The organism is Virgibacillus sp. FSP13 (assembly GCF_054048505.1).
Genome location: NZ_JBSVKG010000006.1, coordinates 141015 through 161120 on the forward strand (window position 1 = coordinate 141015; position 20106 = coordinate 161120).

Below are 20106 nucleotides of genomic sequence, written 5' to 3' on the forward strand. Positions count from 1 at the left end.
GTCTCTCCTAAAATTTTGTTTATATCTGCTACTATACCATCGCACACCTTGCTTTAACGCTGTATAGTAGCGGGGGACTGACACCCGATTGTAAATATTATAGGAGCTCTCCCCTTTTGAGTATTGTACGACATAATGCGAATTGATACTTTTTAAGCAGAAGAATATATGGATTACTATAACACGAACGAACAAAGGTAAAATTAAAAGGCATGAATCCAGTTTATACCGAACTCACGCCCAACAAGCTGCCTAACTTTTTGAGGGGCACTTCCCATCCAAGCCATTCCCCCTATCTGTATTAACTTGTATAACGTTGGTTTTCATCAATTTTTTGTTCTCGAGCAAGTTCACGACTTGCGACTGGTGCTGTCCAAAATGTAGTTAACATGAGTAAGGATACTGGAACAGCAGTAACTACAATAAATGATTGCAAGGATCCAATACTATCCTCTCCAATAGTGATAAGTACGGTTGCGACAAGCCCCATAAGAAATGCCCAGAACACACGTAAATATTTCGATGGGTCCCCGTTTCCGGTAATCGCCATTGAAATGGTTAATGACATAGAATCGGTCGTCGTTAATACAAAGACAATGGTTGCCAATAAAAATAAGAAACCTATAAGTGTACCAAGCGGCAACTGCTTAGCGATAGCAATCATGGCTGCTGGAGGCCCAGCACTATTTAAGGCTTCAGATACAGATCCAGGAGTGTGCATTTCAGCAAAAATTCCCGTTCCACCTACAACTGTAAACCAAAACGTCGTAACGACAGGTGCAATTACTGCAACAGCCGTTACAAGTTCACGAATCGTTCGGCCTCGTGATATACGACTAACAAACATGGCCATCATTGGCCCATAGCCAATAAACCACGCAAAGAAAAAAACAGTCCATAATCCCAGCCAAGCATTATTAGCTCGGAAGGTGTTTAACGTCAGAAATTCTTGGACATACATTCCAAATGATTGCACATATGAATCGAAAATAAATAATGCTGGTCCTAGAATAAGGACAGCTACCATTAAACTAACTGCAAGAATAATATTATAAGTACTTAGAATCTGAATTCCTTTATGAATTCCAGTCGCAGCTGAAATCCCAGCTGCAAGAGCAATCACTACAACAATAAGACACTGTATGAATAAATTGTTTGGTACTCCAAACAACGCATATAGTCCATAACCAGCTTGTAAACCAAGGAACCCAATCGGACCAATCGTACCAGCTGCCACCGATACAATAGAAAAGGCATCAACAAATGTTCCAATTGCACTTTTCTTTATTATTTTATCTCCAAAAATCGGGTAAAGTAAGGATCTTGGCTTTAAAGGAGCATTCCGATGATAATGGGAATACATGATTACAATCGTACCTAGTGTTCCTAGGATTGCCCATGAAACAAAACCCCAATCGACAAAACTTGTCACAAGCGCAGGCACTACTGCCTCTTTCGTCCCCGGTTCAACACCAGGAAATTGAGGAGGTACAGTTAAAAAATGACTTAACGGCTCCGCAGCTGCCCAGAAAACACCACCGGCAGCAAGTAGCGTACACATAATAATGGAAATCCATTTAAACGTTCCAATCTCTGGCTTTTCTAATTTACCTAACCGAATCCTCCCAAACTTGGAATAACCAAGTATTAATGCAATGACTAAAGTTCCTACCATAAGAACTTGATAAATTGATCCAAAATAGGTTACCGACCAATTAAACATTGTATTAACCACATTCGTTGTCATTTCCTGATTAAGGAACGCAAGAATCACAAACGTAATTAATGCCCCGCCACTTAGAAAGAGAACTGGCTTATCAATAATTTGATCTTGCTTTTTTAAATTCTTCAAAAATCTGCTCCTCTCAATTCCATACAAAAAAAATCTCACATAACCATTTGCTAACTTCAGGTATTCCACTATATAGTCAGCATTTTGTGAGATTTAACAAGCACTTTAAATTAAAATACAGTACTAAAGGTTACATTCTATGCGATAACATGTCAAGTTGGATTAATTTGGAAGCAAAATTAAAAATGGAACGTTTTGTGGTATAAATAGCTTGCCTAAATATGTTATCATTTGTCATAGAAAGAGTCTCCTTTTTGTGTTTTGTTTTTGTTTTGGTCAACTTAAATTTTAACACATTTAAGAGGGCTCTTTCCTTTAATTTTCAATAAATTAAGATTGATTTAGTCCAAAAATGACCAAAATAGGCATCAAAAAGTCCGCTTTATCACCGGACTTTTTCAATGCCTATTTTTTTAAATAAGTCAATCTTTATTTTTGGGTAAACTCAAAGGATTAATTATAATTCTGACTATCTTATCTGCATATAAATAGTACCATTATGGATGAGAAGATAAAATTGCCGCTCGGCTCGTCTACTGTAAATCTAAAACAATCCCCACAATCCAAAAACATTTTAATTTCAGATGGTTCTGAGCCCTTTAAAGCTTCTTGCATTTCGGCCTCACTATTTTGTATGACTACCAAATCAATTGGTTCATTAGTATCAATAAAATCAAAAAAAGCTTCCCACAAGTTTCACCAACTTATGAGAAGCTTCCTCTAATATTATCCGAGGAGAACAAAATGCTAACATTTCACTCTCATCCAACGAACAAAGTATCATAAATATGGGACAAGGAACCCATGTCACAGGGGCTTATTACATCATGCCGCCCGTAAGTAACAACACCCGAAGAAAAAGCGAATTAACTTTTTCAAGGAAAGGAGTGTGAAGTTTGGGGCTACGAGGGGATTCACGCCCCACCGTAAATATTTGATGGTTGCTGGGCGCCGGAGCTGGACATGGCTTAGACTCTTTTCTTGCTCATATCTTTAACAATTGATTCTATTTTAGTAAACACCCATTGCAACGCTAATCCCTGGATCACAATTCCCAGAATCGATGTCCCCGTTAAGGCCCATATGACAACAGGGTTTTCAATCACAAATAGTTGATGACCAACGAACATTAAATGGCTCAATAGAACACCCCATGCATCAGCGTATGTTGGAATTGAACTTTCAAATTGCCAAATAAGTACGGATTCAGCAACTAACAGAGCGGCAATTATCGATATGATCCATATCATAGATTGATAGGTGATTTTTTCTATATAAGGGAAAACATAATACTTGGTAATCGTTTTAATTCGAAACAAATGAATCACGCGGACAATTCTAGCTATCTGGAAAAATTGATCAAACGGAATGATAGCAATAACAAGAAATGGATTTTGTTTTATAAACGTCCACTTTTTCTTAGAAGTTACCAAACGAACAAAAAAGTCGACAAAAAACACAATCCAAATGATCCAGTTTATCGTTGAATTATACGCACTATCTGTCCAAAGTGTAATGATTGTCAGCATAACGAGCAGAATCATTATCCCCTCATATGCGATTTTCATTATGTTTTGCATAAAACGTACCTCTCTTTACAACCCTCTCTTCCTATTATATTAGAAAAGCACGCAATGTGACTACCCGCATGTCTTGTTTACTGAAACAAAAGAGTACCACAAAACTTTTACCAGATGACATATACACGATAAGAATTAGTAGCACAAACTATACCGATAATTAATCCATTCATCTATCATGAAATACAAAAAAATCCACGTCAGCAACGTGGATTTTAAACTCAATTCAACACTAATAAAAAATGCTAAGGTTTTTTGAGTGTGTATTTATCATTTGTGTTACTACGATTCACTCAACACATCATGATATTCCGGTGTTTTTTCAATCTTACTTTTAGCATACGAGCATTCAGGAATAATCTTCTTCCCTTCTTCTCTCGCATATGTAACGACTTTTTCTACCAGCTTCCCGGCAACACCTTCACCACGCAGCTCATCTGATACATACGTATGATCAACCGTTAATTGGTTATCACTAGTCTGCTTAAAAGTGATAATTGCCAACGGATCATCCTCATTTTCACCTACGAAAAATTTTCCCTCACCTTTTTTAATGGTAACCATCCTATCGCTCCTTTCATTTTTATCATTAGCCCAAAATGCACTGCGTAACCAAATGTGAACACGGTACATATTTTCTAACATTATCGTCATTCTATAAGTGAAAGGACGATGATATATATGCCAAGACAAACGAGAAATATCGGAGGAGAAGCTTCTCCTCATTTTGACGGCAAACGTGATACCGTTACAAATGACCCATCAGGTGTGCAAATGGGAGTGCGAGCGGACGTCAACAGCGGGAAAAATCCTTACCACGTTAACAAGCTAAAAAACGATGAAATGGAAACGCCTGCAAACAACTCAGATGACAAATAGTTATTGTCGAAAGTACCGGGCTACTAAAGGGAGAAAGTTAGGTATCCTTTAGTAGCTTGTCAATTAAATACTGGCAACGTTACAACAACCATCATTACAAATAGTATGGTCAAATAACTTAACGAATAAATAAAGTTCTTATGAGCCCATTTCCAATCATCTTTCGCCGAAAAGCCTTGAAAGCCTAAAACAAGCCAGCCAATATTTAGTATGGTAGCAATCACCATAAAGGTTGTACCGAGTGATGCTAATAAAAATGGCAGTGGCAATAAACAAGCAATATAGACAATCATTTGCCGCTTGGTAAATGCAAATCCATATACGACCGGAAGCATCGCAACCTTGGCTGCTTTATATTCATCGTATTTTTTGATTGCTATTGAAAACGTATGAGGAATCTGCCAAATAAACAAAATAAAAAATAAGACAATCGGAACGACATGATATGCTGGTTCAATTGCCGCCCAACCAATTAAAGGTGTAACCGCCCCAGAAACACTTCCAATTACAGTGTTCAACGTATATTTTCGTTTTGACCACATTGTATATAGAATTACATACACAAACCAGCCCACAAAAGCATAAATGGCCGCTTCAATTGTTGTAAATAGTAAGAGAATCAAACCAATGACAGATAGGGCAATTCCCATTGCTAACACAACACGTAAGGAAAAGTTTCCGGTTACTGTTGGCCGCATTTTCGTTCTAGCCATAACCGTATCTATATCGACGTCATACCAATTATTCAGGATAAGTGCACCAGCCATAACGAGCGTGCTCCCCACAATCGTCAATAAAAATACTCCCCAATTGTCCGCAAAAGCAGAATCAGTAAAATAGAGAGCCAGCCAAAAGCCTGTAAAAACCGGTAATACATTAGAAATTAAAACAATTGCCTTAAAAAGTTCCTTAAGATCAGAAATAAGGGAATTGTGTTCATTCGATAATTCTTTCGTCTTCTGTAAAGAAGGTGTATCCGCTTTGTTCATTCATTATCTCCCTTTACAGTGGAATTCACCTTTAATTTATAAGTGATATACCTATTATAATGGTTTTAACGTTATAATTTAAGTAAGTTGAACTAGAAAAAATAGTCACAATATATTTGAAAATCAAGTTCCCTTGTTTAGGTGCGAAAGTGCTAATATTTTGTGCGCATTACTCGATTTTTCTTTTAAACACTAGATGATTATAGTCTACTGCAACTGTATTTCCCATACCACCGACTTGGGGTATGATATTAATCAACTCCCATCCTTTCTGGCCAAGGAAGTTTAATTTTTCTTCAAGTTCAGAGCTATCAACATCCGTAATCGCATATTTCCATGGTTCTACAATATATTCCCATTTTTCCATTATACCGTCTCCTTTATATTTTGCTCTCTTATAGTTACGGATTGCCAACTAAAATTGTTTCACCAGAATTACACACTGCTTACAAATTCCCCGCTGATTGTATAAAAAATTTTTCCGTAATGTTGGACTTCCACTGCAACATATGGTGATGTATGGAGGTGAAGTTATTGAAAAAGGCTTTAATCGGCATACTCCCCATTATATTCCTTCTAGCCGGATGCTTCAGCGACCCCGTACATGATGACTTACTTAGCTATGTAAACCATGAAATGAACACCGCCTTTGAACTGGAGGATGCTGCTATATCTGCTTATAACAATGTTTCCGGAGGCAATTATTCGGATGATGAAACAATGTATGCCGCATTGGTTGATGATGTTATCCCTAATTACAATGAATTTATTAAGGAACTAAATTACGTAAGTGTAGAAACAGATGAGTTAAGAGAAATACATGAAATATACATTGAAGGTGCTGACATTCAATACAATGCATTTGTAAAAATCACACTTGCATTGGAGGAACAAGATGCAAGCATCATAGAGGAAGCCAATGGAATGCTTGACGAGGCAAAAAGGCATCTGCGTGACTACCGAAGGAAATTGAACAAATTAGCTGATGAACATGATGTAGAGTGGGAAAAAGAATAAGCACAGTAACGTTTCAGAAAATAACTATCACAACGGAGGCAGGGAGATGTTAATTTAATTCCCTCCTCTCCTCGAATTATTTTTTAAGTTGCCAAATTAGAAGCAAGACAACGAAGAGATTCGCTGCTTATTATTTGGGTGCTCTTTGAACAACCTCTTTAAAATATAGGTTAGCAGGTAAAAAGATTACCTTACTTTTGTTTTCCTTTCAGTGAACTGAAATAAATGAGGGAATACTCAATTAACTTTTATTTAATAACTTCTCCAAGATTCATCTTCGCATAAACAATTCTATGTATTTCTACCTCATGTTCAGTTACGACATAGAACACCAGGTAGTTTTTCACAGGTAACATTCTATATTCAATTTCAATTGATTTTATTGGCTGAAATACTCGGCATGATAAAGGAAATTGCCAAACGCGGATTATAGCATTATCAAGGGCATCGATCAAATCCATCGCAGCCGTTGGTGATTTTAGAGTATCGGAAATATAGTCTATTATATTCATTAGATCTTTTTTTGCCAAAGGAAGATATTTCAGCTTATGCATTGCCTTCATCAGACCTATCAAGATTTGTTCTTAACGTTGAAAAAACTTCTTCGTGTGAGTAACGTTTATTTGTTGATTTAGCTTCAAGTTCTGCCTCTTTTAGTTTAAAGAATATTTCACTTTCAAATAGCTTACGTTCATAGGATTCCATGCTCATTACAACCATGTCACCATAACCATTCTTTGTTAAATACACGGGTTCCTCAGTTTCATGTACAGTTCTCGAAATATCAGCAAAGTTATTTCGTAAATCTGAGACTGGTCTAATCTGTTTCATATTACCACCTCTTGATTAATATAGCATTATTTTATCATAATTATGATAACAACTCAATCCAAGTGTTAATGGATTATAAAATTTTCTGTCTATTATAAATCGACATTTAGAAAAGGCTGAATATGCCTTCGCGTAGTATACCCTAAAAATGTTGTACTTTCCTTAAATAGAAAACAATGGGGGAAGGCAAAAGAGGGGTCCACCCAGATGTCTCCCCCCTACATTACCTACTTCGCTCTCTACAACTTAAACTTCCCTACCAATTCATTCAGCTCTTCCGCCAGTTTTGCAAGGTGCTGTGAACTTCCTGCAACTTCCTCCATCGATCCACTTGCTTGCTGGGCAGATGCAGCCGTTTGTTCAACACCTGCTGCTGATTCTTCCGTGACGGAGGCAATTTCTTCAATCGATCCATTCATTTCCTGACTATTTGCTGCAATGTCGGATAAGTTAGCTGATACCGTTCTAATATTTTGGACCATTTCCTTTATCGATGCACTGATTTGATAAAAGGTATCGCTCGTAGTTTTAATTTGCAATGTCCCTTGCTCAACTTCTGAATATCCTTCTTTTAACGAATCAGCAACAACTCCCGACTCATTTTGTATAGTAGAGACAATTCCTGTAATATCATTTACCGAAGTAGATACCTGTTCTGCAAGCTTTCTTACCTCATCTGCAACAACGGCAAACCCTTTTCCATGCTCACCAGCTCTTGCTGCTTCAATCGCTGCGTTTAGTGCAAGCAGATTTGTTTGATCCGCGATATCTTTTATCACCTGGACTAATTTAGATATTTCTTGTGCTTGATTGTCTAAAACGTTCATTTTCTCCACGGCTATACGAACGATTTGATCAATTTTGGTCATTTGGGTAGTGGATGAATCCATTAGTTGTGCACCTTGATCCGCCATTCCTAACATATCCGTTGAATGTTTTTGCACACGCTCCCCGTTTGCATTGGCCTCTTCAACTTTGGTAGTGAATGATCCCATAATAGACGCCAGTTCACTTGCATGATTAGATTGCGTTTCGGCGCCCGTTGCCAATTCTTCCATCGTCGCAGCAACTTGTTGTGTCCCAGATTTCACCTCATCAGCTGCTTGTGTTAATTCTTCACTATGACTAGATAACGTTTCGGAAACAGTGTGTATCTCACTAAGCAGTTCTCTTGAGTTATGATTCATTTCATTTACAGCTTCTACTAATTGGCCAATCTCATCGTTTGATTTTGTCTCTAATGGTTCATGACTAAAATCACCACTAGCAACAGATTTCATACGTTGCATAATCGACACAATCGGTGCTGATATAACACGGGCAATCACAAGTGACACCACGATTGCAATTGCTAAAACAACAACGGATACAATAATGTCCACAATTAGCGAAGCCTTTCCATATGATTGGATATCCTCCCCAGTATTTGTAATTTTATTTTCCCTCATTGTAGCCATCTCAGTAAAACCATCCGTTAATTCATCTGCTAATGGTTTTACATTTGTAGCCATTATTTCCATTGCCGCTTCTTCATTACCATTATCATATTCTTTAATAACTTTGTTAATTGTTTCTCCCCATTGTATCTTTTTCTGAACTAACTCCTTAACCTTTTCTGAATCGCTAAGCTCAATTACTTTCTCCTGTAGTTCGATTCCATCATCCGTACGAGCTTGAAATTCTTCCTTCAGCTCCTGATCACCATATAACAAATAGCCACGTATTAACGATGTTCGTTGTGCGATGTTTAATGTTATTTTTTCGTCCAAAATTAATAGTGGCTGTTGTTCCTCCACGATTTCATTTGTATTACTATTCAATTCTTTGATTGCGAGAAAATTATAAACTCCTAAAAGGATAATTAATAGAAGAACGAAAGAAAATCCAAATAATATTTTCTTCTTCAAGCTATTAAATTGAAATAGTTTTTTCATTTTCATACACCTCATTTTCTTGTTGTTATTTAAAATCTCAGTTGCTTTTGAAAAAGTACATCTACATTATATATCGGAATTATAATGGCATAGCATAAGTAGTAATGAATAATTTTTATAGAAAAATTATTCATTACGCATTTTTACTAACTCTATCAATTTTCAAATCTACAAAAATTTATCTCCTTTCATGTTTAAACCCCATTTCATTTGGACATGCTATTTTACTAGTTTACTAATTTAGTAGGAATAGAAGGTGACGACGGATGATAAGGAAAGGCAAAGTTATTACGGCAACGTTGATTATGGTTGGTTTATTCATTTTTGGTTCAGCTTCAATCGTCCAAGCTGATAATGAACAAGTATTTAAGGTTGATACATCGCAATTGAATATGCGAACAGATCCTTCAGACGAGGCGCAAATCGTTGGCAATCTTGTTGAAGGAGATAAAGTCATGGTTTTTGAAGAACAGGATGGATGGGTTAAAACCTTTTATACAGGAGAGCCAGTTTGGGTATCATCACACTTTCTAACATTAATCAATGATGAACCGCAAACTAAACCGGCAACCGATCATAAGGGTAATGACACAGAACCAGATGACGCAGACGCAGATGCAGATAAGGAAAAAGCAAAAACGATTTCTGAAAATGAAGCTGCTGACGAAACAAAACCAGAAGTGCAAGAGTCACTCACAGAACAAGATACAAAAGAGGAAGCGAAAGAAGAAGACCAGAGTAAACGAAAAGAAGAAGCGCCACAATATTGGCATTCTTTCCCTAAGGAAGCTGATATTCGAGATGAGGAAGAGGTCAAAAAGAAAAAGATAGCGGAACAAAAGAAATACAAAATATCAAAGGACTCTATCACTGTCACACAATCTACTAATCATCCACTAGCTGGCTACAACATTGTTATTGATGCTGGCCATGGCGGAAAGGACTCAGGAGCTGTTGTAAACGGTGATGTTTACGAAAAGAACATAACGTTAAAAACCGCAAACACGGTCGCTAACCAATTACAGAATGCAGGAGCAACTGTTACTCTAACTAGATTGCAAGATAAATTTATTTCCCTTGATAAGCGTGTCGATATTAGTAATTCGAATGAGGTTAATGCATTTATCAGTATCCATTTTAATGCATTTAAAGATTCTGCTGTTAATGGCATTAGTACGCACTATTATGATGATAAAGTGAGTAAGGGTATGGCAAATAAACTTCATTCTTCTATTATGCAACAAATAAATATGAAAGATCGGGGGATTAGGAAATCGGATTATCTTGTTCTGCGAGAAAATGATAATCCGGCTATTTTGATAGAGCTAGGATTCATGACAAACCCCGATAATTTGGAAATGATACAATCAGAAGACTATCAAAATCATGTGGCTCAAGCAATAGAAGACGGGTTGGACGATTACTTTAATGATGAATCATAAGACACTACATCTTCTCAAGGTTAATATAAATGCTCTTTTTCGTTACAAATGAATAGAAGCAGGTATTCTAATAGTACCTGCTTCATCTAAATTAATCCTGCATTGAAAGGAACTTCAGCTTTCATCCCTATTCACCTAACTTTAAATTTATTTTGTTTCTTTTTTAGGTTTTTCTCTCGATACATATTTTTATCAGCTTCGGCAAAAAGGCTTTTCATGTTCCCTAAAGAATGTTCGGATAAAGCGTATCCCATCGACATGTTAATTTTTAAATCCTTACTTTTTAAATTATATCGTTTTATATCGGAACAAAGATTTTCATGGAGGCCACTAACCTCCTCTTTATTCGTATTTATAAGTATGATAGCAAACTCATCCCCACCAATCCTTGAAACAACAACATCTTCTGATGAATATTGGTTGAGTAACTTTGCAGATTCTTTTAAAAAGATATCACCCTTTTCATGACCGTAATGATCATTCAAAAACTTCAATTCATCCAAATCACACAAAATAATTGCCGTAGATACATCTACCTGACTATCATATGTATTCATACATTGTTCAAAAAATTCTCGATTGTAGACTTGAGTTAGAGCATCATATATAACTCTATATTCTAAATCCTGTTGTAATTTTATTTTTTCATCTATATTTCTAATGATTCCTTGAATTGCTTTTAGGCCTCCCCTTTCGTAAATAGGGGTAGCATATTCTTCAAACCATCTATAGTCACCACTGTCATTTCTCCAACGTTGGATTATTGGTTTACTATAATCTAATTCTCCAGCCACCTTTTTGGAAAACAATTCAAAATCATCCGGATGTATTCTTTCAAAAGGCGAGTTTGAGTTATGAAAGGCTTCCTCCAAAATTTCTTGTCCCAGGAATTTTTTTATGGCAGGGCTTATATACAAAAATCTGCACTTCGGCTTGATTTCATAGTAATAAACAATATCCTTTGAACTTTCTACCAGTTGAAATATTCTTTCTTCGTCCTCGTTTCTTGATTTCCGCTCAGTACGCTTATATTTTGCAATTATTAAGAATGCTATTATCCCCATAACGACACAAAGGACACCAAGGGAAATATTTACCCATTCTAATTGCATTTTTTGCATCCCCCTAACTTCAGTTTACTTTAGATTTAAAATATCGTGCTCTTGCTCATATCCACTACATCGGGGCACTTTATCAAACTGGATATAGTTTTATCTTCCCGATTTCTACACCAATAGCGAAGATCTGAAATCATCTTGTTTACCTGTTACCGCTTTCAGTAATGATTTTCTGATATGAAATAATAAAAACTCAAATTAGGTCTTATTACCTGTTAAAAGGTCATGAAATATAAACATTTTGAACCACTTAAATATAGCATCTTTTTTCGTTATATACCAATAATTGGGTTTTAGTACTTCGTCTACTTCTACTAACAAAATACCATCAGTCAAAAAAGTGATCACCTATCTACTTTTTGGCTGATGGTATTTGTCCTTACTTTCTATAGTCAGTTACTGCTTTTCTGTTGTACTTTCTTTCTATTCATCATCTTGTACATTAATTTAAATAAAGGCGGCACTGCGAAATAAATAAAGAAGGTTCGAAATAGCTGATAGCCTGATACAATAGATAAGTCCGCATGAATCTCATGGGCAATAATCCCCATCTGATCCATCCCTCCAGGGGCCATACTTAATAGCGACGTTGCTTTTGATATTGGGTGAAGTTCAGTAAGGATCATACTTAATGCAACGGCACCGACCACAAGCATAATGCCACTTCCAAGCGCAAGACTAATTGTCCGCAATTTTCTCTGTAGTTGGTCCGTTTTGAGCATCAACCCTACATGGGTACCGATCATTAACTGAGCGGCATCGATCAGGGCCGGTGGCAAATGTGGTCCTTCGATGCCAGATAATTGAAGGATGCTTGTACCAATAATTGGCCCTAGTAAGTAGGCAGTTGGGAACTTTATTTTAGTACCGACAACTGCGAACACAATACTTACCAATGCAAAAATGAAAATATTAGGGAATAGGTCCGCCCATTTTGCTGATGTTGATGCAGGGATTGCGGCATCTGTAGTTGTCTCACCTTGCCCAAACATCGGGATAGAAACAAGTAATGGCATAACAATTATAATGATCATTAGACGGCAAACTTGTGTAACCGTGACGACAGCTAGGTTAATCCCTTTCGTTTCTTCAGCCAGCATAATTACCTGTGTGAGCCCACCAGGAATACTACCTAACAACGACGTACCATAATCACTATCAGAAAGCTTCGAAACTATAAAAGCAATCCCCGAACAAAATAGCAGCAACAATACAGTCATGAATAGCATGGACGGTAATTGCAGTGCCATTTTATGTAAAGCGGTAGATGTCATGGACAACCCGATCGTATAACCAACAATGATCATGCCCGCGTTGCGAATAGAGCTTGGCCAAACATAATCACGATTCATAACATTTGTTCCAATTAAGACAGCAATCATTGGTCCAAGAAGCCACGGAACCGGAATATGGAGTAATGTGAAAAGTACACCACCAATGACAGCAGTAAGAAGTGTTAGCATGATTTGTTTGGTTGTATTCGAAGCACGTTGTTCCATATTGCGTAATCCCTCTTTGGTTAGTTAATTATTATAGATATACTGTAGAATTCCGACATTTCCATTCTAATGCCCACCCATCAGCAGCACAAGTGGGACATGGGGACAGGTCCCTTGTCCCAGGAAAGAAGAAAACCAACGAAGGAATTTACCACTTCTCGTTTGGTATTTTTTAAATGTCCTCTAAAAGAAAGACATTCGATCCAAAGAGACCAAATGGGAGAATGTTAATGTAAATTATTCCGAAAATGATGCTTCATAAAGAGTTATAATCTCAATTGTTTAATTTAAAAAGCTGATTTTTTATTTGTTCCACTTCGAATTCTAAACGGTCTATCCGATCAAGATCGTATCCTTTATTAAGGTCATTAGTTTGATCAAATCGAGGTTTGCTATCCAATTGAAATTCCGTTTCGTCTTGTGATAGGAGGAAATCTTTCTTTAATACATCAAACAAATTTTCTTTTTCTATCCGACTTAAATTATTAATCTGAGCTAAAATATGGTCTATTTTACGATCTGAATATGGAAGAACCATATCCTCTTCTCCAGCAATAAACACCACTTCTGGCATTTCTTTCGTAACCTCATAAATTGCATCTTTCACTAAAGGAACATATCTCCTTTCCAGCCAATCTTTTGCAAACTTATTTGAGGTAATAATTAACCAGCTTGTTTGTTCTATTTTTAATTTACTTGGCTTAAACCAGGTCTCAAAAGTTGACTTACTTATGCGCTTACTTATTACATCCAATACTTCCTTCCATACATCATTTTCCATGCCAGATTCCTCCTTGTATAAGCAAATTTTTGATTCTCCGACTTATTGTAGAGATACTTAAACATCTATCCCCGCCCTGTCTCTTCAGCACATGATCGATCAGGCATTTAATTTTCTCCCGATCATCTCCTTCAACCACACCGTCCCTTACATATTATTGGTGTCATTATACCATATCATAACAGGACACAGGGACAGGTAGACGCATCCCACAAAATGGCCACAAAAAATGTAGCTACTCCCCACCTTATATCCCCTCAGTACTCGGAAATTGACGCTAGTGAGACCGAGTGAAATAATAAAATTGGTAAATACTTTATAGTAACAAGAAAATGGTTTATTAGAGATAAAAAAGGAGAATTGCCATGAATTTTAAAAATATCACTGTTGCTGGTAGCGGTGTTCTAGGTAGTCAAATTGCGTATCAAATTGCTTTCAAAGGATTCCATGTATTTGTATACGACATTAATGATAAAGCATTAAACAGTGCGAAGGAAAGAATCGAGAAACTGAAACAAAATTATCAAGAAGACTTAGGAGCTATTGAAGAAGATGTCAATACCGCTTACAACCGTATTTCATTCAGCTCTGATTTATCAAAAGCAGTCCAAGATGCAGATCTTGTGATTGAAGCAATTCCTGAAGTTGTCCAAATCAAAACTGACTTTTACAACGAATTAGGGAAAGTGGCTCCTGAAAAAACAATTTTCGCATCAAATTCTTCTACTTTGTTACCAAGCCAATTTGCTGAGGCTACAGGCCGGCCAGAAAAATTCTTAGCCTTACACTTTGCTAATGAAATTTGGAAAAACAATACGGCAGAAATAATGAAACATCCGGGTACTGACATGAAAGTATTCGATGAAGTGATCGAATTTGCCAAAGCTATCGGAATGGTCGCTTTACCATTATATAAAGAACAGCCTGGCTACATTTTAAATTCTTTATTAGTTCCGCTTTTAGATGCTGCTCAAATGCTTTTATTAAAAGAGGTTTCTGATGTAGAAACAATCGATAAAACGTGGATGGTCGCATCAGGGGCACCTCAAGGCCCATTTGCGATTTTAGACGTTGTAGGAATCACTACAGCTTATAATATTACACTTGCAAAAGCTGAAGCAACAGGTGATCAAGACTATAAAAAATTAGCTGAGTTATTGAAAACAGAATACATCGATAAAGGAAAACTAGGTAGGGCAACAGGAGAAGGATTCTACACCTATCCAAACCCAACCTTTATGAAACCAGGCTTTTTAGAAGGCTAACGGAGATGGGGACAGGTCCCGCGTCCCACAACGACCGGTAAATTAACCGATAAATGTTAATTTTAACTCCTTACCTTATTTATTTATAAAAAAGGAACAGCATCATCCGTGCAATGAAGCTGTTCTATTTGTTATTGATTTCATTTTTCCATATTAAGTTGGTTTTTAATATTATCTAACCGCTTAACGCTTTTTTTCTGTTGCTCTAAATCTCTTCTTTTCTGCTCTATTTCTTCTTTTCTTTGTTCTAAATTCTTTTGCTCCTGCTCAAATTTTCTATCTGGTTGTTTCCTTTCCTGTCTCAATAATTCCCTCTCTTGATTCAATAACTCCTTCTCTAGTGTTATTAATTCTTTTTCCTGTGCAAATATCTTCTCTTTCTGTATAAATATTTCCTTTTCTGCCGTTAACTCTTCCTTCTCTTGCGTGAATGCTTTCTTCTCCTCTGTGAGTTCCTTCTTTTCATATGTAAATTCTTTCTTTTCCTTTGTAAGTTCCTTCTTTTCATCTATAAATTCTTTCTTTTCCGCCGCAAACGTCTCCTTCTCCTGTGCGAATAATTCCTTATTACGTTGATACGCCTCTTCGTCCAACACTTGCTTCGGCCTAGATTCATAAGCAAAGCGTTGTTCTTCTTCCATACTTAACTCTTCCCAGTTTTGGAATGCTGAACGTAGTGATTTATCCTTCATGGAAATCTCCTCCAGCTCATTATAAATATCGTCATAAACCTTAAGAATGTTTATGGAAATAACCGGTCGCAATTCTTTGTAGTCCATATTCTTCTTCAAAGTATTGTCATATATCCTGGACCAATAATAGATAGAGCGCTTAACCATATCATATTTATCCGTAAATTGAATTTCTACATTAACCCTTTCATCAGCGTCTGTAATCACAAGCAAATCCAATCTTGAAAGTTTATCATCAGCATATTCCCTACCTGATTCTGTATTCAAAAATACAACATCCTTAATTCGGCCTCTATCCGTTTTCTGAAGAGAATGGCATTCAATAACACAACAGTTATATCCTTATTCCTTTCATTCCCAAATAGCTGCTTGAATGCATAGTCAATTTTCAAATCCATCAACCGTTCAAGTGGTACTCGTTTTAGTAGCTTCGTTTTAGTAGCTTCGTTCTTTCATTCTCTTTTGCTTCCTGTTTGTGTTTATTATAATTTGGAAAATCTTCTCGTACGTTACTTGCAATGTATACAGTGGAATTTTCATAGTGTAGTTCAGCTAACGCCATATGAACACGCCCTTTGTGTTTATGAGGACTTACTGAGGAGTATTTCTAAACTAAGTATAGCAGATCCTGTTATCACAAACAAGTGTTCCTATTGACTTATTTTAATCTCCCCTCATTTGAAATAGAACCTTCAGCAAAATCAAAGGCTAATATTCTAATAGAGTTGGATATTGTCCTCTACTTTATCATCATCATTCCAAATCGCAAATTCTAAACTTCATCTGATAGAATGGAAGAAACAATATGCAATGAGTCCCATTCCCCTTCAGATCTCGCAATAATCGAATACTTTTTGGGGAAAATCTTTTCTTTGATTTCAGTTACAGATAGCCCACTATTATACAAATATTTCACCTCACCACAAAGGTTCTCAAGGTTATCTAGTTTTTGCTTCAGCATACTTTTCCCGTTCTTTATGTATCCAGCATGGCAGCAAAACATGGATCCAACATCATAGTTGAGCACTGTTCGAATGGACTCCATAATCGTTGGAATGGATTCACTGTTCATGATTACCTTCGTTTTCGGTGCAACAAATAAATCCCCGGAGAATAATGTACCTGTTTTTTCATTAAAAAGAGAAACATGATCATCTGCATGACCCGGCGTATATATCGCCTTCCACTCGTTGTTTGCAGATTGGATCGTATCCCCTATTGGTAAAGCTTCAAATCCTTCTCTTTTCCCCCAAAATAATTGACGGTATTTTGGATATCTATATTTTTCCGCACAAATTTCGATCCCCTTTTGATGAACATAAATTGGAACTTCCCGATTTCCCTGAATCCATGGGGCTGTTCCAGTATGATCCTCGTGGCTATGTGTTAGGGCTACGAAATCAAACGAATGCTTATCATAGAAAGGAATTAATTCAGCTTCAAGGCTTTGGGGCCCTGTATCCACTAACATCCCATCTACCAAAAAAGCATATACAGTATTTGCCTTCTTACCGCCCATCATAATATCCATCTTAACACAAGTAACATCTTCTACTTTCGATACATGAATCATCGTCACTTTCACCCCTTCCCTAATACTTAAATTCTAGAAAAATATTGAAATTCCTTTAATTCATTTAAATGGGACGTGGGGACAGGTTTCTGAATGGGACGTGGGGACAGGTTTCTTGTCCCAGTCGTTTTAGGCGTAGCGGCAAGCTTGGCGGATGGGACACCTAACCTGTCCCCACGTCCCACTATTTACTTGGTACCTCCCGCCAGTATTGACGTGTTTCTTCATCACGTATGATATAGCCAAGTTTTGCAAGCTCAGTCCGAAGATCCTTAATTTCTTTTTCTTCCTTTTTTTGTAATGCGATTTCCCTGGCCTTCAGTAAAGCATTAGCTGATGGTGAAACATCCGGGGTATCCAGCACCCAACGCCGATATTCATTTTTAAATGGATCTTCGTCTGAACAAGGATAACCATACCTTTTGAAAGCACTCATTACTTTTGTTGATGATTCATCACTCGTTTCTCGAAAAAGCTCATAGCCTGACTTACCAAGGATTACTAGTTGTTTTCCATCAAAAAATATCGTATCAATATCTTTCAATGCAATCGTCTGCGCAATCTCATTCTTTTTTAGGTGTACTTCCCGATCAGTAATCGTAATAATAAGCAATTCTGAAATTGCTATTGAAGCTAATACGAGTCCGGCAATTAAGCCAATAACTGCCAAAATAATAGATAACCAAAATCCGTCAAAAGAGTTTACAATTTTTATTATCCCTTCAAATGGAATCCAAGGAAGGGTCAACGCCCATGCTGCTATCTTTGGAAGGAAGTACCCAAGAATAAGTCCCAATGCACCGAATCCCCCATAAAGCAGGATTCCGGTTGTTTTTGAATATCCAACAACTGTTTTTTCATGATTTAATGATAATTTCGATTCCGTCAATTGCGTTCACCTTCTTTTTCAACTTTTTAAAGCCGAGTTAAGCTTTTATCGCCTTACTAACAATAGTTATAAGTTCATCACTGTATGTTTCCAGATCAACCTTTTTCGTTATTTCAGCGTTCAACATATACTCTCCGATTGCACCTTGAATCATATTCGCCATAACATCCACATTAAACGTACCAAAAACCCCATTTTCCTGGCCCTCTCTTAATATTTCTTGGAGTTCATACATAATTTGGTCCTCACCATCATCACCTAATTTATAGTACGGAATGTTATCTGGTGTTCTAGCATTAAAGATAATTTCTATTAGAGCTATATTACGTGCGGGGTGTGTTCCCTGATAAGCTAGGCTCGCCGTTATAAATGCATCAAGCTTTTCCTTAGACGTATCTTCCTTACGTACCTTCTCTAAAATATAAGACGTTGAACTTCCTACCAAATTCATTAGTAAATGATCCATTAAATCATTTTTATTCGAGAAATGATAGGATATTAACGCAGTACTGATCCCAGCCCTTTTGGCAATTTGTGATAGGCTCGTTTTCACATATCCAATTTCATCAAGCGTTTTAATCGCAGCCTCAATAATTTGCTCACGCCTTGCCTCCTGGATAAACGACTGTTTGCCTTTTTGATTATTTTGCACAGGATCCTCTTTTTCCTCCCCATTGTTGTTCATGTAAAACCACTCCTTAGATGGATTGATCAATTGTTTAATTCTTTATTTGATCAGTCAATCAAATTTTAGCGTGAATACTCATTGTAGTCAACACACATTTAATAAAACACCTTTCAGTAAAGTAAATCGAAGTCTCGACACTTATAATTTACTCAACTTTCGCACCGACAAAATAAGATCAAACAGTTAGCTGAAGAAAACTTTGAACCTCTCTAATAATTGCCTTGACAACTCTGGTAAACCTAAAGACTGTTAAGATTGAGACTGCGATTACTTGCTTTATTGAAAACATTTGATGATTTATATACAAAATGCGTAGTAACTAAAAAATTGCTTCCTCGCCGTTCCGGAAATACACTACGCTTTCCGGGGGCGGCTGTTGAGCCTCCTCGTGCTAACGCACTGCGGGGTCTCACCTAGGCCTTTCCTCCCCCAGGAGTCTCCGCGTATTTCCTCCACTGGTTTTGCATTTACTACTATTAACTGTAGTAGTATGCGTTCTACCAAGCCACATTCTACCGCTTCACTAGTCCGGGTGAGTGGAGGGTGGTGACTCCTCGAAAAAGAAAAGCACTTTTTCTTCGTGCGATGTATCGCTGACGAAACCTTCCTTGTCCTGCGGGAACAGCACGTGTCTGAAGACCCCGCAGAGTGGTTTGAAAAGGAGGGTCGACTAAAACCGTCCTTTGCGGAAAACGTCGACATACCCCTCGCCGGGGCAAGGAGGCTGAGGCCGTGCCCGCGGAAAGCATCCACCCGGAACGATCCCGGACGGTGGGAAATGCGTGTACTTATAGAAAAGAGTCCTGCAGTCACAGCTTATTTAAATGCGATTAATCCAAAGTCAACTTGAGCAGTGAATCTCCATCCTTCCTCATTCTATCAAGGCTTATTTATCCATTTCACGCTGCGAAAGTTGAATTGTTATAATAACGCACGTTTCCATTTAAGAAAAGAGGATATTATGTTTAACAGCCAAGAGTTTATTTTAATTAGACATAGTAGAGAATAAAGCATATAAGATGGAAGATTAGGCAAGCCTGAATTTGTATTGATTTTAGATTAAAAAGAAAAAAGCGT

At 37.1% G+C, this 20106-nt stretch carries 21 protein-coding genes; 4 read left to right on the top strand and 17 right to left on the bottom strand.

The features are described 5' to 3' along the window. Positions 1-301: 301 nt before the first annotated feature. From ACW2QC_RS07720 to ACW2QC_RS07730, 3 genes are all read right to left on the bottom strand, one after another. On the bottom strand, positions 302-1852 hold the full coding sequence (locus tag ACW2QC_RS07720; RefSeq protein ID WP_457543401.1) for a BCCT family transporter: 1551 nt from the start codon (positions 1850-1852) through the stop codon (positions 302-304). A 968-nt stretch (positions 1853-2820) separates the two neighbouring features. Continuing rightward, positions 2821-3432, bottom strand: coding sequence for a transporter (locus tag ACW2QC_RS07725; RefSeq protein WP_457543402.1), 612 nt, complete (start codon positions 3430-3432; stop codon positions 2821-2823). Positions 3433-3714: 282 nt separating this feature from the next. Beyond that, complete coding sequence (locus ACW2QC_RS07730; protein ID WP_457543403.1) at positions 3715-4158, bottom strand: GNAT family N-acetyltransferase; 444 nt, start codon at positions 4156-4158, stop codon at positions 3715-3717. On the opposite strand from ACW2QC_RS07730, the gene ACW2QC_RS07735 reads away from it, so the two are divergent. Further along, entirely contained in the window at positions 4114-4311 is a 198-nt protein-coding gene (locus tag ACW2QC_RS07735) for a hypothetical protein (protein WP_457543427.1), read from the top strand. The two genes, ACW2QC_RS07730 and ACW2QC_RS07735, sit on opposite strands and share 45 nt — an antisense overlap. A 59-nt stretch (positions 4312-4370) precedes the next feature. On the opposite strand, the gene cyoE is transcribed toward ACW2QC_RS07735, so the two are convergent. Both cyoE and ACW2QC_RS07745 read right to left on the bottom strand, forming a co-directional pair. Next, a complete protein-coding gene (gene cyoE / locus ACW2QC_RS07740) occupies positions 4371-5300 on the bottom strand; it encodes a heme o synthase (RefSeq protein WP_457543404.1) in 930 nt (309 codons plus the stop codon). 169 nt (positions 5301-5469) lie between these two features. Continuing rightward, on the bottom strand, positions 5470-5667 hold the full coding sequence (locus tag ACW2QC_RS07745; RefSeq protein ID WP_457543405.1) for a DUF4177 domain-containing protein: 198 nt from the start codon (positions 5665-5667) through the stop codon (positions 5470-5472). A gap of 167 nt (positions 5668-5834) precedes the next feature. Here ACW2QC_RS07745 and ACW2QC_RS07750 point away from each other — a divergent pair, with 167 nt between their 5' ends. Then, positions 5835-6317, top strand: a complete 483-nt coding sequence (locus tag ACW2QC_RS07750) for a hypothetical protein (RefSeq protein WP_457543406.1) — start codon at positions 5835-5837, stop codon at positions 6315-6317. Positions 6318-6565: 248 nt separating this feature from the next. On the opposite strand, the gene ACW2QC_RS07755 is transcribed toward ACW2QC_RS07750, so the two are convergent. The 3 genes from ACW2QC_RS07755 to ACW2QC_RS07765 form a co-directional block, all read right to left on the bottom strand. Then, complete coding sequence (locus tag ACW2QC_RS07755; protein ID WP_457543407.1) at positions 6566-6880, bottom strand: type II toxin-antitoxin system RelE/ParE family toxin; 315 nt, start codon at positions 6878-6880, stop codon at positions 6566-6568. Next, positions 6864-7148, bottom strand: coding sequence for a type II toxin-antitoxin system Phd/YefM family antitoxin (locus ACW2QC_RS07760; RefSeq protein ID WP_457543408.1), 285 nt, complete (start codon positions 7146-7148; stop codon positions 6864-6866). The genes ACW2QC_RS07755 and ACW2QC_RS07760 overlap by 17 nt, the downstream gene beginning before the upstream one ends. 239 nt (positions 7149-7387) lie before the next feature. After that, entirely contained in the window at positions 7388-9082 is a 1695-nt protein-coding gene (locus ACW2QC_RS07765) for a methyl-accepting chemotaxis protein (protein WP_457543409.1), read from the bottom strand. Between the two features lie 266 nt (positions 9083-9348). On the opposite strand from ACW2QC_RS07765, the gene ACW2QC_RS07770 reads away from it, so the two are divergent. Next, a complete protein-coding gene (locus tag ACW2QC_RS07770) occupies positions 9349-10524 on the top strand; it encodes an N-acetylmuramoyl-L-alanine amidase (RefSeq protein WP_457543410.1) in 1176 nt (391 codons plus the stop codon). A 131-nt stretch (positions 10525-10655) separates the two neighbouring features. On the opposite strand, the gene ACW2QC_RS07775 is transcribed toward ACW2QC_RS07770, so the two are convergent. From ACW2QC_RS07775 to ACW2QC_RS07790, 4 genes are all read right to left on the bottom strand, one after another. After that, positions 10656-11636, bottom strand: a complete 981-nt coding sequence (locus tag ACW2QC_RS07775) for a GGDEF domain-containing protein (RefSeq protein WP_457543411.1) — start codon at positions 11634-11636, stop codon at positions 10656-10658. A gap of 204 nt (positions 11637-11840) precedes the next feature. After that, positions 11841-11978 (bottom strand): hypothetical protein, encoded by a 138-nt coding sequence (locus tag ACW2QC_RS07780; protein ID WP_457543412.1) that lies wholly within the window; start codon positions 11976-11978, stop codon positions 11841-11843. A gap of 56 nt (positions 11979-12034) precedes the next feature. After that, entirely contained in the window at positions 12035-13141 is a 1107-nt protein-coding gene (locus ACW2QC_RS07785) for an AbrB family transcriptional regulator (RefSeq protein ID WP_457543413.1), read from the bottom strand. 274 nt (positions 13142-13415) lie between these two features. Further along, the gene (locus ACW2QC_RS07790) at positions 13416-13922 is read right to left on the bottom strand and encodes a DnaA N-terminal domain-containing protein (RefSeq protein WP_457543414.1); all 507 of its coding nucleotides are present in this window, start codon (positions 13920-13922) and stop codon (positions 13416-13418) included. A 365-nt stretch (positions 13923-14287) separates the two neighbouring features. Here ACW2QC_RS07790 and ACW2QC_RS07795 point away from each other — a divergent pair, with 365 nt between their 5' ends. Further along, the gene (locus tag ACW2QC_RS07795; RefSeq protein ID WP_457543415.1) at positions 14288-15187 is read left to right on the top strand and encodes a 3-hydroxyacyl-CoA dehydrogenase; all 900 of its coding nucleotides are present in this window, start codon (positions 14288-14290) and stop codon (positions 15185-15187) included. Between the two features lie 140 nt (positions 15188-15327). Here ACW2QC_RS07795 and ACW2QC_RS07800 read toward each other — a convergent pair whose 3' ends face one another. The 5 genes from ACW2QC_RS07800 to ACW2QC_RS07820 form a co-directional block, all read right to left on the bottom strand. Beyond that, positions 15328-16203, bottom strand: coding sequence for a PD-(D/E)XK nuclease family transposase (locus ACW2QC_RS07800; protein ID WP_457543425.1), 876 nt, complete (start codon positions 16201-16203; stop codon positions 15328-15330). After that, positions 16143-16277: a PD-(D/E)XK nuclease family transposase gene (locus ACW2QC_RS07805; protein WP_457543416.1), complete on the bottom strand. Its 135-nt coding sequence runs from the start codon at positions 16275-16277 to the stop codon at positions 16143-16145. Before ACW2QC_RS07805 ends, ACW2QC_RS07800 begins: the two co-directional genes overlap by 61 nt. A gap of 374 nt (positions 16278-16651) precedes the next feature. Further along, positions 16652-17452, bottom strand: coding sequence for an MBL fold metallo-hydrolase (locus ACW2QC_RS07810; RefSeq protein ID WP_457543426.1), 801 nt, complete (start codon positions 17450-17452; stop codon positions 16652-16654). 184 nt (positions 17453-17636) lie between these two features. Further along, positions 17637-18341 carry a YqeB family protein gene (locus tag ACW2QC_RS07815; RefSeq protein ID WP_457543417.1) on the bottom strand — a complete coding sequence of 235 codons (705 nt, stop codon included), beginning with the start codon at positions 18339-18341 and terminating at the stop codon, positions 17637-17639. Positions 18342-18378: 37 nt separating this feature from the next. Then, positions 18379-19026, bottom strand: coding sequence for a TetR/AcrR family transcriptional regulator (locus ACW2QC_RS07820; protein ID WP_457543418.1), 648 nt, complete (start codon positions 19024-19026; stop codon positions 18379-18381). Positions 19027-20106: the final 1080 nt, after the last annotated feature.

Excerpts from the sequence above, each read along its gene's own strand:
- ACW2QC_RS07795 (WP_457543415.1), top strand. The coding sequence starts at position 14,288 with ATGAATTTTAAAAATATCACTGTTGCTGGTAGCGGTGTTCTAGGTAGT.
- ACW2QC_RS07810 (WP_457543426.1), bottom strand. The coding sequence starts at position 17,452 with ATGATTCATGTATCGAAAGTAGAAGATGTTACTTGTGTTAAGATGGAT.
- ACW2QC_RS07770 (WP_457543410.1), top strand. The coding sequence starts at position 9,349 with ATGATAAGGAAAGGCAAAGTTATTACGGCAACGTTGATTATGGTTGGT.
- ACW2QC_RS07745 (WP_457543405.1), bottom strand. The coding sequence starts at position 5,667 with ATGGAAAAATGGGAATATATTGTAGAACCATGGAAATATGCGATTACG.
- ACW2QC_RS07765 (WP_457543409.1), bottom strand. The coding sequence starts at position 9,082 with ATGAAAAAACTATTTCAATTTAATAGCTTGAAGAAGAAAATATTATTT.
- ACW2QC_RS07820 (WP_457543418.1), bottom strand. The coding sequence starts at position 19,026 with ATGAACAACAATGGGGAGGAAAAAGAGGATCCTGTGCAAAATAATCAA.
- ACW2QC_RS07755 (WP_457543407.1), bottom strand. The coding sequence starts at position 6,880 with ATGAAGGCAATGCATAAGCTGAAATATCTTCCTTTGGCAAAAAAAGAT.
- ACW2QC_RS07760 (WP_457543408.1), bottom strand. The coding sequence starts at position 7,148 with ATGAAACAGATTAGACCAGTCTCAGATTTACGAAATAACTTTGCTGAT.
- ACW2QC_RS07775 (WP_457543411.1), bottom strand. The coding sequence starts at position 11,636 with ATGCAATTAGAATGGGTAAATATTTCCCTTGGTGTCCTTTGTGTCGTT.
- ACW2QC_RS07785 (WP_457543413.1), bottom strand. The coding sequence starts at position 13,141 with ATGGAACAACGTGCTTCGAATACAACCAAACAAATCATGCTAACACTT.
- ACW2QC_RS07735 (WP_457543427.1), top strand. The coding sequence starts at position 4,114 with ATGCCAAGACAAACGAGAAATATCGGAGGAGAAGCTTCTCCTCATTTT.
- ACW2QC_RS07725 (WP_457543402.1), bottom strand. The coding sequence starts at position 3,432 with ATGCAAAACATAATGAAAATCGCATATGAGGGGATAATGATTCTGCTC.
- ACW2QC_RS07805 (WP_457543416.1), bottom strand. The coding sequence starts at position 16,277 with ATGGATTTGAAAATTGACTATGCATTCAAGCAGCTATTTGGGAATGAA.
- cyoE (WP_457543404.1), bottom strand. The coding sequence starts at position 5,300 with ATGAACAAAGCGGATACACCTTCTTTACAGAAGACGAAAGAATTATCG.
- ACW2QC_RS07730 (WP_457543403.1), bottom strand. The coding sequence starts at position 4,158 with ATGAGGAGAAGCTTCTCCTCCGATATTTCTCGTTTGTCTTGGCATATA.
- ACW2QC_RS07790 (WP_457543414.1), bottom strand. The coding sequence starts at position 13,922 with ATGGAAAATGATGTATGGAAGGAAGTATTGGATGTAATAAGTAAGCGC.